Below are 12,865 nucleotides of genomic sequence, written 5' to 3' on the forward strand. Positions count from 1 at the left end.
CCCCGGTAACTCCACCGCCACCCTTAACCCGCCCCCGGCCGGTCGAGGAGCGTAATCCGCCCGCCATGGGCAATCACAATGTCATGGGCGATCGCCAGACCCAGCCCGGTCCCGCCCGGCTGGTCGCTCTCAAAGGCCCGCAGCAGCGTCTCGCGTTTTTGCGCGGGAATGCCAGGGCCGTTATCGTCGATGAGGATTTGCACGCTGGTGCCGCTGCGCGCCGCGCTGACCCAGATCTGGCTGGCATGGCGCTGGCCGTTATCGATCAAATTCATCAGCGCGCGGCGCATCGCCTCCGGGCGCAGCGTCACGATCAAATCCTCCGGCACGGAGAGGCTCACCGCCGCGCCGGCGCGCCTCGCATCGGTGCAGAGATCTGCTAGCAAAATTGGAAGATCGGTCGGCAGCGCCTGTTCCGCGCCTTCGCCGCGGGCGAAGCTGAGATAGATGCCGATCAGCTTCTCCATCTCCTCGATATCGCCTTCCATGTCCCGCATATCCTCTGGCGTCACCCCGGCTGCATCGCCAGCGCCAGGCGCAGGCGCGTCAGCGGCGTGCGCAGATCATGGCTCACCCCGGCCAGCATGGTGGTGCGCTGGGTAAGAAAGCGCAGCAGCCGCTCCTGCATGCGGTTGAAGGCGGCGCCAGCGCGGCGCACCTCGCTCGCCCCTTCCGGGCGGATCGGCCCGTTATCGCGGCCCATGCCGAAATTCTCCGCCGCCTCAGCCAGCCTGCGGATGCCACGCACCTGGGTGCGCAAAAACAACGCCGCCAAAACCACCAGCAGCAGCGCGGAGCCGATCAGCCAGACCAGAAAGATGTAGAAGGTGCCGATGAAAAGCCGTTTGCGCGGCACGTCGATGCGGATCACCCCGTCCGCCATCTGGATATTCACCCGCAATATGCCAGGGGTTTTATGCCAGGAGACATTGAAGGGCCGGTGCACATCCTGCGCCAGCGCATTGGCGAGGTCGTTATCCACCGGGCCGGGGGCGTCAGGCGGGGGCAGATGCTCCAGCGTCTCGCCGTTCAGAAAACTTGATTCGAAATTGAAATGCTTTTCTCCCTCCTGCAGCACCAGCGTGCGGTGCGCGGGGTCGCGCTCGATCTGGTCGATCATGAAGCCGATCTCGCCGCCCACCGCATCGGCCAGGCGCCGGGAGAGCTCGTCCAGATGCGAGCCGTAGAAAATCTGCAGCGCCACCGCCTGCAGCACCACCATCGGGATCAGCACGATCAGCAGCGAGCGCCCGAACAGCCCGCGCGGCAAAATTTTGCGGAACAGCCGGTCCGGCTGCAGCGGGCCGAGCCGCAGCTTCATGGCTGGCTCACGGCCCCGGCTTCAGCACATAGCCCTTGCCGCGCACCGTCTGCAGAAAGCGCGGCTCGCGCGGGTCCGGCTCGATCTTGCGGCGCAGCCTGGTCACCTGCACGTCGATGGCGCGTTCATTCACATCATCCAGCCCCATCGCCGCGGCCAGCGCCTCGCGCGAGAATGTCTCGTGCGGGCGCGCCGCCAGCGTGGTCAGCAGCGCCAGCTCCGCCCCGGTGAGGCGCACCCGTGCCTGCGGGCTGATCAGCTCGCCGCGCGCGGCATCGAAGCTGGCCTCGCCCAAAGGCAGCGGGCCGGTGGTGATGGCCGGCGGCTGGGCGCGGCGCAGCATGGCGCGCAGCCTGGCCACAAGCACTCGCGGGTCGAACGGCTTGCCGAGATAATCATCCGCCCCGGCCTCGAATCCGGCGACGACATCCTCGGGCGTATCCCGGGCGGTGAGCAGCAGGATCGGCATTGCGGGCGCGCGCTCGGCGCGCAGGCTGTTGGTGAGGTCCAGACCGGTTTCGCCGGGCATCATCACATCCAGCACCATCAGGTCGAATTCCATCGCCCGCAGCCGCTCGCGCGCCTCGGCCGCAGAGGCCGCCCGGGTGACGCGAAACCCGTTCTCGGACAGATAGCGCCCGGCCAGCTGCGCCAGCCGCACATCGTCATCCACCAGCAGGATGTGTGGCGCGTCCTCGGGCGGGGGGCTGGCGCTGTGGCTCATGCGGGCTTACGGGCTGCGCGGCGCCTTGGCGGGGCGCGGCGCCTCCAGCGCGTCCAGATGGGCGCGGCCCTGCTCGTTGATCAGCCCGCGCATCACCCGCTTGAAGCCTTCCACCGCCGGGCCGCCGGCCTCGCGATAGGCGCTGAGCAGACGCTCGCGCTGGGATTCGAAAAGCTTGCGCTCCAGCGCCGCGCCCTTTTCGGTGAGGCTGAGCAGGCGCTGGCGCCGGTCCTTAGGCCCGGGCACCTGGTCGACATAGCCATCCCGGATCAGTGGCCCGAGCACCCGGGTCAGGCTCTGCTTGGTGATGCCGAGGATGGAGAGCAGCTCGCCCACCTTCAGCCCCGGCTTGCGGCCGATCCAATGCAGGCAGCGATGATGGGCGCGGCCGAAATCCATGCTGGCGAGGATGGCATCCGGCGGGCCGTTGAGGTCGCGCAGGGCGAAAAACACCATGTCCTGCGCCGTGCGCAGCTCGTCCTCACGCAGAAACAGCAGGCTGTTGCCGGGTGCCGGGTGCGAGGCGCCGGCCTGGGTTTCACGTTTGCCGGGCGGGAATGAGGGAGGCGTGGTTTCGGGCATGGCAGTATCTTGAACCGTTTGTTGGGCCGTTCGTGGTAATGCGGCTGTCTATTACGCAAAGCTTGATTGTCATCAGATCGTACCCCAATCGGATGGTTTTGGCCATGGCGCGTCGGGGGCGGCGTGCGTTGCCACGCATCTTATCATCTTGGTCGGGCCAGGGCCCGCAATGCTGTTCCGGAAGAGAACAGACGAGGGACGTTTCAGGTGCGACGCCCCCAGCCAATCCGGCGGCGCAAGGGCTAAAAAAAACGCCATCGGCTGGAAAGCTGACTTTTCAGTCAACTACGCCACTTAAACCACATGCCGGATACTGGGCGAAAACTGATCCCTCTCGAAGGCTTGCGCGGCATCGCCGCCGCCATCGTCGTGCTGTACCATCTGGTGCTGGCCTACACGCCACACGGGGTGGGGCGGTGCCGCATGGCCATGGGGTGCTGGATCTGCTGACCCAGTTCATCCTTGGCATGCTCAATGGCGGTGCCGCGGTGGCGGTGTTTTTCGTGCTTTCCGGCTTCATCCTCAGCCTGCCCTTCGCGCGGGACCGCCGGCCGGTGCGCGTCGCGGTGGCGATGCTCAAGCGCTGGCCGCGTTTGGCCTGCCTCACCGTCATCGCCTGCCTGCTCGCCTTTCTGCTGATCAGCTGGTCGGGGCTGGAATATAAGCAGGCGGCGCATGTCATCGGCGCGCAATGGCTGGCCACGCACGGCAATTCGCCGATCCGCCCGGCGCATCTCACCTGGTACGAGGCGCTGCGCGAAGGGCTGGTGAATGTGTTCATGCTGGGCGAGGTGAAGTTCGATTCGCCGCTCTGGACCATGCGCATCGAGCTGTTCGGCTCCTTCGCCATCTTCCTGTTCGCGCCGGTGCTGTTCGCGCTGCGCAGCTGGGGGTTGCGGCTGGGGCTGATGGCGCTCGCGTCCTGGCTCGCCGGCACCTCCTACCCGTTCACCTTTTTCACCGATTTCCTCTGCGGCACGCTGCTGGCGATGCTGTTCGCGGAAAACCGGCTGCCGGAACTGGGCAATAAATCCGCCTGCGGGCTGGGGCTGCTCGGGCTCTATCTGTTCAGCTTCACCTATGAGCAGACGCTGCTGATGCACGCGCCGCTGAAGGCGATCCTGCCCAACGCCTGCAGCCATTATGTCTGGGATGCCGGTGCGGCGCTGATCATCATCGTGCTGCTCGGCAACCCGACCATGCGCCGGGTTTTCTCCGGCGGCTGGGCGGTGTGGCTGGGGCTGCTCTCCTTCCCGATCTATCTGCTGCACGGACCGATTCTACTCTCCGCCGGCGCCATCGCCTTCATGGCCGGGGTGGGCCAGCTGGGGGTGGCCGGGGCGGCGCTGGTGGCGGCGTTCTGCTCGATCGTGCTCACTTTGATCTGCGCGGTGCCGCTGGCCTGGGTGGACCAGATCTGGACGCGACTGCTCTCCCGCCTGACCAAGCCGCTCACCCGCCGCGGCGCGCGACAGCCGGCGGCGAGGCTTGAGACGGCGGGGCTGTAAGGTGGCTTTTTAGCGGTTCACAGATCCGCGTTGCCGCCGGAGAGCACGAGTCCGACCACCTTGCCCTTCACCTCGATCTTTCCCGCCAGCAGCGCCGCCAGCGCCACCGCGCCGCCCGGCTCCACCACCAGCTTCAGTGTCCGCGCCGCCAGCGTCTGCGCGGCGCGGACCTCGTCATCGCTCACCGCCACGCCGGAGGCGTAGAAGCGCCGGTTGATGGCGAAGGTCAGCTCGCCCGGCGCCGGGGAGAGCAGCGCGTCGCAGAGCGGCGAGCCCTTCATGTCATTGGCCAGGCGCTCGCCCGCCGCCAGCGAGCGGGCGGTGTCGTCCCAGCCTTCCGGTTCGGCGGTGTGCAGATGCGTGGCGGGCGAGAGGTCGGAGAACGCCAGCGCCGCGCCCGCCGCGAGCCCGCCGCCGCCGGCCGGGGTGATGTAATGTGCCATCGTCAGCCCGGCTGCCCTGGCATCTTCCAGCAGCTCCAGCGCCGCCGTGCCCTGGCCGGCGATCACGTCCGGATGGTCATAAGGCGGAATCAGGCTGGCGCCGGTCTCGGCGGCGATGCTGGCAGCGATGGCGGCGCGGTCCTCGGTAAAGCGGTCATAGCTGACCACCCGCGCCCCCCAGAATTCGGTCGATTCGCGTTTGATCGCCGGCGCGTCGGACGGCATCACGATGGTCGCGGGCACGCCCAGCGCGGCGGCGGCGCAGGCGACACCCTGGGCATGATTGCCGGAGGAATAGGCGACGACGCCGCGCGCCCGGATCTCGGCCGGCAGGCGCAGCAGGGCGTTGGTGGCGCCGCGCAGCTTGAAGGTGCCGGTGCGCTGCAGCACCTCCGGCTTGATCAGCACCGTGGCGCCCAGGGTTTTATCGAGACTGGCGCTGCGCAGCATCGGGGTGCGGATGATGTGGCCTTGCAGCCGCGCGGCGGCGGCGTGAACATCCTGGGGGGTTGGCAGCATCATGGGCGCGGAAACTCCTTGGCCGTGGCGGGGGCGGCGATCCGGCAGACGCGATAGGTCATCACCACCGCCTGGCCCTGCTTGCGGCTGATCGTGCCGAGCGGGTCCGGGCAGGGTGTGGTGTCGCGCCGCGTGATCAACACCCCGCTGGCACCCTGCAATTTTGCGTTGCGCCAGTCCAGATATGCCCAGCGCGGGCCGATCCCCAGAACCGGCATGTCTTTCGGGGCGTAAAATGCCAGCTCGGAGGCGGTGGCGTAATCGTCCGAGGTGATGAAGGCGGGGTGGCTGGCGCTGGCCTGCGCCGCCAGTTCGGGCCAGCCGGCCATCTGCACGGCGGCGGTGTCGCGCGCGGCGGGCACGGGCAGGAACGGGTGCAGCACCTGCACATAGACCAGCCCGGTCAGCCCGAAGCCTAGCGCCAGCGCGGCGCGATGCCAGCGCGGCGGCGCGGCGGCGGCGGCGAGGCAGGCGGAGGGGTAGAGAATGGCGACCCAGTTGCCCTGCACCCGGTCGGTGAGCACATGCTCCAGAAACACCGAAGCCGGCAGCAGGCTGAGCCAGAGCAGCAGCCGGGCGCCAGGGGATTTGTCGGCGCGCAGATGCCAGAGCCCGCGCACCGCCAGAATGGCGATCAAAGGCGTGAAAAACAGCGCCTGCCCGCCGATCAGCTCGCCGAAAAACTGCGCCGCGCGGGCGGGGTCGAACCCATCCACCCGCCCACCTTGCTTCAGATAGCTGGCCCAGCCATGGGCGGCGTTCCAGGCGAAATCCGGCGCGAAGACCAGCAGCGCCAAAGCGATGCCCAGCCACGGCCAGGCCGTGCGTAGCGTGGCGCGGATGGGCGGGGCGGTGAGCGCCCACAGCCCGGTGCCGGCCAGCAGCAGGGCAGCGGTATATTTGGAAAACAGCGCCGCCCCGGCCAGGGCGCCCGCTGCCAGCCACCAGCGCGCATCCCGGCTCTGCACCAGCCGTGCCAGCGCCCAGAGGCTGAGCGTCCAGAAGAAGATCAGCGGCGTGTCCGGCGTCATCAGAATGCTGCCGGCGCCGAGCATCAGCGTCGCGTTCAGGAAGGACGCGGCCAGCAGCCCGCAGCGCTGGCCGGGCAGGATGCGGTTGCCGGCATCATACAGCGCCAGCGACCCCAAAGCCGCCGAGAGCGGCCCGAGCAGCCGGATGCCGAGCGGATCATTGCCCAGCAAAGCGGTGCCGAGGCGGATCCAAAGTGCGACCATCGGCGGATGGTCCAGATAGCCGGCCTGCAACGGTCGCGCCCAGCTGAAATAATAGGCTTCGTCGGGGGTCAGTGGCAGCCAGGCGGCCAGGACGAGGCGCAGGACGGTGAGCGCCGCCAGCGCCGCGAGGGCAAACCCCATGCTAGCGCACGCGCCAGACCAAAGTGGCGGAGACCGCGTAATTCCACACCACGCCAACCGCCGCCCCCGCCGCGCCGGAGAACAGGCTATGCCCGTTTTCGGCATAGAGCGCCTTGGCGATGCCGATATTCGCGATCGCCCCCAGCCCGCAGACGAGCATGAACAAGGCCAGCCCACGCCAGGCCTTGGCCCGCTTCAGCCGCTGTGCGCGGTAGGTGAGCTGGTTGTTGAGCTGGAAATTCACCACCATGGCGATGATGGTGCCGATGGTCTGCGCTGTGCCAAAATCCGCCCCGGCGGCGGCGGCGATCTGCGCCACCACCAGATTGACCAGCACGCCGACAATGCCGACCAGCGCGAAGGAGATGAAGCGCAGCGGCACCGTGCCGCGCAGCGCCTTATCCAGCAGCAGCCCGGCGAATTGCGCCAGCACCAGCACGTCCAGCTTGCTCTCGCCGGCCAGGCGCGGGCGGAATTTATACGGGATTTCGGCGATGTTCAGCACGCGCGGCGAGGCCAGGATCAGATCCAGCAAAATCTTGAAGCCCTGCCCGGTCAGGCGCGCCGCCAGAGCCTCGAACAGCTCCCGGCGCAGCAGGAAGAAGCCGCTCATCGGGTCCGAGATCGAGGTGCGGGTGACCGCCTGGGCGATGCGGATGCCGGTTTCCGAGAGCTTCACCCGCAGCGGCGAGGAGAGCCCGGCGGAATCGCCGCCTTCCACATGCCGGCTGCCCACCGCCATATCCGCCCCGGCGCGCACCGCGTCCAGCATCAAAGGCAGCCGGGTTTCGTCATGCTGCATATCGCCATCGATGACGGCAACGTAGTCGGCGGCGGAAGAGAGCGCGCCCTCGATCACCGCCGAGGACAGGCCGCGCCGGCCGATGCGCCGGATGCAGCGCACCCGCCCATCACCCTGCGCCAGGCGTTTGGCCTCAGCGCTGGTGCCATCGGGGCTGTCATCGTCGACGAACACCACCTCCCAGTCCAGCCCGTGCAGGGCCTGGTCCAGGGCGGCCACCATGGGTGCTACGTTCGCACGCTCATTATAGCACGGTACGACGACCGTGAGGGCGAGCGGCACGGGATCAGAGGGATTCGAGAATGGCCTCGGCGCGGCTGACCTCGAAGCCACCCGGCTCCTCGACCGCGACCTTGGTGACGACGCCATCCTCCAGCACCAGCGCGAAACGCTGGCTGCGGATGCCCATGCCGCGCGCGACCAGATCCAGCTCCAGTCCAAGCGCCTTGGTGAAGGCGGCGGAGCCGTCGGCCAGGAACTGCACGGCCTCGCCAGCCTTCTGGTCCTTGGCCCAGGCGCCGAGCACGAAGGCGTCGTTCACCGCCATGCAGACGATCCGGTCCACGCCCTTCTCCTTCAGCTCCGGCGCCAGCTTGACGAAGCCGGGCACGTGCTTGGCGCTGCAGGTGGGGGTGAAGGCGCCGGGAACGGCGAACAGCACGACCTTGCCGGTGCCCAGCAGCTCCGCCGTATCCGCTTCGCGCGGCCCGTCCGGCGTGGCCAGCATGAGCTTCATGGCCGGAATCTTGTCCCCGATATTGATCATTGTCTGCCTGTTTACGGTGAATGAATAAACCCGTTGTAAGCCAACTGATGGCTGGCGTGAAGCCGATCCCGCCCGGGCTGGCCGAGGCGAGGCGGGCCGCCTATAATCAGATGATGACGGAGCGAGAGATTTCCCCCTCACCGCCGCCCTCCTGGCTGACCGGGCAGGTGCTGCTGGCGATGCCTTCCCTGCGCGATCCACGCTTCGCGCAAGGCGTGATCTTCATCTGCGCGCATAATGAGGAGGGCGCGATGGGGCTGATGCTCAACCGCCAGCTGCGCAAGCCGAAATTCGGTGATTTGATGCAGCAATTGAATGTCGAGCCGAATCCACCTCAGCGCGAATTGCCGATGGGGCAGGGCGGGCCGGTTGAGGATCATCGCGGCTTCGTGCTGCATTCGGCCGACTGGATCGGCGAGGGCAGCCTGAATGTGGATGGCGACCATGTGCTCAGTGCCAGCATGGATGTGCTGCAGGCGATCGCCCGTGGCGAAGGTCCGGAAAAAGCCAGGCTGCTGCTGGGCTATTCCGGCTGGGGGCGGGGCAGCTGGAGGATGAGATCCGCCAGAATAGCTGGCTGAACGTGCCGGCGGACGATGCGATTTTGTTCGATGCGAATTACCAGCGCAAATGGCAGCGCGGCCTGGCGAAGCTAAAGATTGACCCCGGGATGCTTTCGGGCGATGCGGGCCAGGCATGAAACAGATCGTCATCGCCACCCATAATCCCGGCAAGCTGAAGGAATTCATCACGCTGCTGGCGCCGTTCGGCTTCACCGTGACCTCGTCGGGGAGTTGGGGCTGCCCAGCCCGTCGGAAACGGCGCGGGATTTCGCTGGCAATGCGCGGATCAAGGCGCTCACCGCCGCCAAGGCCTCCGGCCTGCCGGCGCTGGCGGATGATTCCGGGCTGTCGGTGCTGGCGCTGAACGGCCAGCCCGGCGTGTTCTCCGCCCGCTATGCGGGGGATGATTATCCCGGCGCCTTCGCCAAGATCATCGCCGCCGCGAAATCCAAGGATGTCTGGGACGCCTGGTTCACCTGCGCGCTGTGCCTGGCGCAGCCCGATGGCAGCACCGCCACCTATATCGGCGAAGCGCCGGGCCGCATCGCCCCGGAAGCGCGCGGCGAGGGGGCTTCGGCTATGACGCGATTTTCATTCCCAACGGCTATGAGCAGACCTATGCCGAGCTGGGCGATGAAAAGGAAAGCATCAGCCACCGCGCGAGAGCCTTCGAACAAATCGAAGCCGTGCTCGCCGCCAAATAAAAACAGGCCCCATTCCGGGCCTTTTTATTTGGCTTTGTCTCGCCGCGCCCCCGCCCCAAAGTGGCAAAAGTTTTAAGGGGGTATGGGGGATTTTTTTCAAAAAATCCCCCATGTTGTCTCCAACAAAAAACGGCGCCTTTCGGCGCCGTTTCGCGTGACTTACGCGGAGTAGTACATCTCGAACTCGACCGGGTGCGGCGTGTGTTCGAACTTGTACACTTCCTTCCACTTCAGCTCGATATAGCTCTCGATCTGCTCCTTGGAGAACACGTCGCCGGCGAGCAGGAACTCGTGGTCGGCTTCCAGGGCGCCCAGGGCTTCGCGCAAGCTGCCGCAGACGGTCGGGATGTCCTTCAGCTCTTCCGGCGGCAGGTCGTACAGATCCTTGTCCATCGGGTCACCCGGGTGGATCTTGTTCTTGATGCCGTCGATCGCCGCCATCATGATCGCGGAGAAGGAGAGGTAGGGGTTGCAGGTCGGATCCGGGAACCGCACCTCGACACGCTTCGCCTTCGGGCTGGTCGTGTACGGAATACGGCAGGAGGCGGAGCGGTTGCGGGCGGAATAGGCCAGCAGCACCGGCGCCTCGAAGCCCGGGATCAGACGCTTATAGGAGTTGGTGGACGGGTTGGAGAACGCGTTGATCGCCTTGGCGTGCTTGATGATGCCGCCGATGGCGTACAGGCAGGTCTCGGACAGATCCGCATAACCATTGCCCGCGAAGAGCGGCTTGCCGGCCTTCCAGATGGACAGATGGGTGTGCATGCCCGAGCCGTTATCGCCATAGATCGGCTTCGGCATGAAGGTCGCGGTCTTGCCGTAGGAATGGGCGACATTGTGGACGCAGTATTTATAGATCTGCATCTGGTCGGCCATGGTGGTCAGGGACGCGAACTTGGTGCCCAGCTCATGCTGGGACTGCGCCACCTCATGGTGATGCTTCTCGATCGGCAGGCCCATCTCGCCCATGGCGGAGAGCATCTCGGCGCGCAGGTCGGATTCGCTATCCACCGGCGGGACCGGGAAATAGCCGCCCTTGACGACCGGGCGGTGGCCCATATTGCCCTCGGGATAATCCTTCAGCGAGGAGCCGGGGCCCTCGATGGAATCGAGCTGATAGATGCCGTAATTGCCGCCGGTGCCGAACTTCACGTTGTCGAAGATGAAGAACTCGGCTTCCGCGCCGATGAAGGCGCTATCGCCGATGCCGGTGGACTTCAGGTAAGCCTCGGCCTTCTTCGCGGTGGAGCGCGGGTCGCGGGCATAGCCCTGGCCGGTGGAGGGCTCGACGATGTCGCAGAACAGGATCAGGCTCGGCTTGGCCGAGAACGGGTCCAGCACGGCGCTGTCCAGGTCCGGCTTCAGGATCATGTCGGACTCGTTGATCGCCTTCCAGCCGGCGATGGAGGAGCCGTCGAACATGAAGCCGTCTTTCAGGCTGTCCTCGTCCACGGTGGAAACGTACTGCGCGGTGTGCTGCCACTTGCCCTTGGGATCGGTGAACCGCAGATCGACATACTCGACCCCGTTCTCCTTGATCATGTTCAGAACTTTGGCGACGGCATCGCCGCCCTCGGCCTTCTTAGCCATAGACTTTACCCCGTTAATAATTGTTACCCGTTGAGGCCAAGCGGCGCGCACCATGCGGACCGCCCTTGAAACGCGTAGCGCCCGGCATGTTAAACATGCCGGGCTGCTTGGCAATGGTGGTTAGACCGCTGCCTCGCCCTTTTCGCCGGTCCGGATGCGGATGGCCTCTTCGATGGAGGAGATGAAGATCTTGCCATCGCCGATGCGCCCGGTGCGGGCGGCGTTGGTGATCGCCTCGACGGCGCGCTCGACGACCGCGTCGTCGCACACCACTTCGATCTTCACCTTCGGCAGGAAGTCCACAACATATTCGGCGCCGCGATAGAGCTCGGTATGGCCCTTCTGACGCCCAAATCCCTTGGCTTCGACGACAGTGATGCCCTGCAGGCCAACCTCGTGCAGCGCTTCCTTCACTTCATCCAGCTTGAACGGCTTGATGATCGCTTCGATCTTCTTCATCTGGTTTACGCCGGGCCCGGGGCCCCTGCGTCCTCCTCTGGTTTCGTCGGACAGCACGCTTGGAACCCCGCCCCGGCATCAGGTGGGCAAGCGCACGCCAGCCAACGGGCTGACGAAATTACGCTTTGCACAAGCCATGCCAGAACGATTTTCCGCGCGGTGCCGCGGTTGCGGCAATCGCATCAAAGGCGAAAACGCGGTTTTGCTCAAGCGGCGGCGATTTCGGCCTAAATTTTGAGCAATCTTGCCGCCTGCGCTTTGGGCGGCTAAATCCTGCTGCCCGAGTTTAGGATTTGGATGCCGTGAAACCTGTGAATGCGCTGCTGGCCGCGACCGGCACCACCATCTTCACTGTGATGTCCGCGCTCGCGGTCGAGCATCAGGCGATCAATCTCGGCCAAGGGTTTCCGGATACCGAGGGCCCGGAGGATATCGTGCGGGCGGCGGCCGAGGCGCTGCTGGACCATCGCAACCAATATCCGCCGCTGACCGGCCTGCCGGAGCTGCGCGCCGCCGTCGCCGCGGCCAACCAGCGTTTCTACGGGCTGGAGATCGATCCGGTGCACGGCGTCGTCGTCACCTCCGGCGCCACCGAGGCGATCACCGCGAGCCTGATGGCGTTGCTCAACCCGGGTGACGAGGTGGTGCTGATCGAGCCGCTTTATGACACCTATCTGCCGGTGGTGAAGCTGCTCGGCGCCGTCCCCAGGCTGGTCCGGCTGGAACCGCCGAACTGGGAGCTGCCGCGCGCCGAGCTGGAAGCCGCCTTCGGGCCGAAGACCAAGGCGCTGCTGCTGAACTCGCCGATGAACCCGACCGGCAAGGTCTTCACCCCCGATGAGCTGGCCTTCATCGCCGCCCTGCTGCGCCGGCACGATGCCTATGCGGTGTGCGACGAGGTCTATGAGCATCTGGTCTTCGCCGGCGCCCGGCATGTGCCGCTGGCCACCCTGCCGGACATGGCCGAGCGGAGCTTGCGCATCGGCAGCGCCGGCAAAACCTTCTCCCTCACCGGCTGGAAGGTGGGTTACATCTCCGGCCCCGCCGCGCTGATGAGCGTGGTGGCCAAGGCGCACCAGAACCTCACCTTCACCACCCCGCCCAATCTGCAACGCGCCGTCGCCTACGGGCTGGGCAAGCCGGATGCGTATTTCGACGGCCTGGCCGGCGGGTTGCAGGCGCAGCGCGATCTGCTGGATGCCGGCCTCACCCGGCTCGGTTTTCGCACCCTGCCGGCCCAGGGCAGCTATTTCATCACCGCAGATTTTTCACCGCTGGGCTTCGAGGGCGATGATGTCGCCTTCTGCCGCATGATCACCCAGGAGGCCGGGGTGGCGGCGATTCCGGTTTCCGCCTTCTATGTCGGCGCCGCGCCGCGCCATTATGCGCGCTTCGCCTTCTGCAAGCAGATCCCGGTTCTGGAGGAGGCTCTGCGCCGGCTCGAACGCTGGGTGGCCAAAACCCCATTGACGGCGCTGGCTTGACCGCGCTACTTGGCCCCATCCTGG

Annotated in this window: 13 protein-coding genes and 2 pseudogenes; 5 read left to right on the forward strand and 10 right to left on the reverse strand. The window is 66.3% G+C overall.

Annotated features, from left to right (window positions below):
• Positions 1–23 precede the first annotated feature (23 nt).
• The 4 genes from GT370_RS21655 to GT370_RS16720 are packed head-to-tail and all read right to left on the reverse strand — an operon-like array spanning position 24 to position 2,627.
• On the reverse strand, positions 24–512 hold the full coding sequence (locus GT370_RS21655) for a sensor histidine kinase (protein WP_442865453.1): 489 nt from the start codon (positions 510–512) through the stop codon (positions 24–26).
• Entirely contained in the window at positions 509–1,321 is an 813-nt protein-coding gene (locus GT370_RS21660) for a HAMP domain-containing protein (RefSeq protein ID WP_442865454.1), read from the reverse strand. Before GT370_RS21660 ends, GT370_RS21655 begins: the two co-directional genes overlap by 4 nt.
• A gap of 7 nt (positions 1,322–1,328) precedes the next feature.
• On the reverse strand, positions 1,329–2,045 hold the full coding sequence (locus GT370_RS16715; protein WP_008494997.1) for a response regulator transcription factor: 717 nt from the start codon (positions 2,043–2,045) through the stop codon (positions 1,329–1,331).
• Between the two features lie 6 nt (positions 2,046–2,051).
• On the reverse strand, positions 2,052–2,627 hold the full coding sequence (locus GT370_RS16720; RefSeq protein ID WP_008494999.1) for a MarR family winged helix-turn-helix transcriptional regulator: 576 nt from the start codon (positions 2,625–2,627) through the stop codon (positions 2,052–2,054).
• 303 nt (positions 2,628–2,930) lie between these two features.
• Between GT370_RS16720 and GT370_RS16725 the strand changes: the two genes are divergently transcribed.
• Both GT370_RS16725 and GT370_RS16730 read left to right on the forward strand, forming a co-directional pair.
• A complete protein-coding gene (locus tag GT370_RS16725; protein ID WP_270183421.1) occupies positions 2,931–3,077 on the forward strand; it encodes a hypothetical protein in 147 nt (48 codons plus the stop codon).
• Complete coding sequence (locus GT370_RS16730; RefSeq protein WP_270183422.1) at positions 3,044–4,135, forward strand: acyltransferase family protein; 1,092 nt, start codon at positions 3,044–3,046, stop codon at positions 4,133–4,135. Before GT370_RS16725 ends, GT370_RS16730 begins: the two co-directional genes overlap by 34 nt.
• Positions 4,136–4,152: 17 nt before the next feature.
• Here the strand turns inward: GT370_RS16730 and GT370_RS16735 are convergent, their stop codons facing one another.
• The 4 genes from GT370_RS16735 to GT370_RS16750 are packed head-to-tail and all read right to left on the reverse strand — an operon-like array spanning position 4,153 to position 8,041.
• A complete protein-coding gene (locus GT370_RS16735) occupies positions 4,153–5,100 on the reverse strand; it encodes a threonine ammonia-lyase (RefSeq protein ID WP_008495001.1) in 948 nt (315 codons plus the stop codon).
• The gene (locus tag GT370_RS16740; RefSeq protein ID WP_008495002.1) at positions 5,097–6,473 is read right to left on the reverse strand and encodes a glycosyltransferase family 39 protein; all 1,377 of its coding nucleotides are present in this window, start codon (positions 6,471–6,473) and stop codon (positions 5,097–5,099) included. Before GT370_RS16740 ends, GT370_RS16735 begins: the two co-directional genes overlap by 4 nt.
• Position 6,474: 1 nt before the next feature.
• Complete coding sequence (locus tag GT370_RS16745; protein WP_039885386.1) at positions 6,475–7,557, reverse strand: glycosyltransferase; 1,083 nt, start codon at positions 7,555–7,557, stop codon at positions 6,475–6,477.
• Positions 7,558–7,561: 4 nt separating this feature from the next.
• Complete coding sequence (locus GT370_RS16750) at positions 7,562–8,041, reverse strand: peroxiredoxin (protein WP_008495004.1); 480 nt, start codon at positions 8,039–8,041, stop codon at positions 7,562–7,564.
• Positions 8,042–8,220: 179 nt separating this feature from the next.
• Between GT370_RS16750 and GT370_RS16755 the strand changes: the two are divergent.
• Both GT370_RS16755 and rdgB read left to right on the forward strand, forming a co-directional pair.
• Positions 8,221–8,741, forward strand: a pseudogene (locus GT370_RS16755) (YqgE/AlgH family protein).
• Positions 8,738–9,308 (forward strand): annotated as a pseudogene (gene rdgB, locus GT370_RS16760) (RdgB/HAM1 family non-canonical purine NTP pyrophosphatase). Before GT370_RS16755 ends, rdgB begins: the two co-directional pseudogenes overlap by 4 nt.
• A 159-nt stretch (positions 9,309–9,467) precedes the next feature.
• Here rdgB and glnA read toward each other — a convergent pair.
• On the reverse strand, positions 9,468–10,898 hold the full coding sequence (glnA, locus tag GT370_RS16765; RefSeq protein WP_008495009.1) for a type I glutamate--ammonia ligase: 1,431 nt from the start codon (positions 10,896–10,898) through the stop codon (positions 9,468–9,470).
• Between the two features lie 120 nt (positions 10,899–11,018).
• Complete coding sequence (locus GT370_RS16770) at positions 11,019–11,357, reverse strand: P-II family nitrogen regulator (RefSeq protein ID WP_008495010.1); 339 nt, start codon at positions 11,355–11,357, stop codon at positions 11,019–11,021.
• Positions 11,358–11,659: 302 nt separating this feature from the next.
• Between GT370_RS16770 and GT370_RS16775 the strand changes: the two genes are divergently transcribed.
• Positions 11,660–12,841: an aminotransferase gene (locus GT370_RS16775; RefSeq protein ID WP_039885509.1), complete on the forward strand. Its 1,182-nt coding sequence runs from the start codon at positions 11,660–11,662 to the stop codon at positions 12,839–12,841.
• The last annotated feature ends 24 nt before the right edge of the window (positions 12,842–12,865 follow it).

Origin of the sequence: Acidocella sp. MX-AZ03, from assembly GCF_027626035.1 — a bacterium.
Lineage (GTDB): Bacteria > Pseudomonadota > Alphaproteobacteria > Acetobacterales > Acetobacteraceae > Acidocella > Acidocella facilis.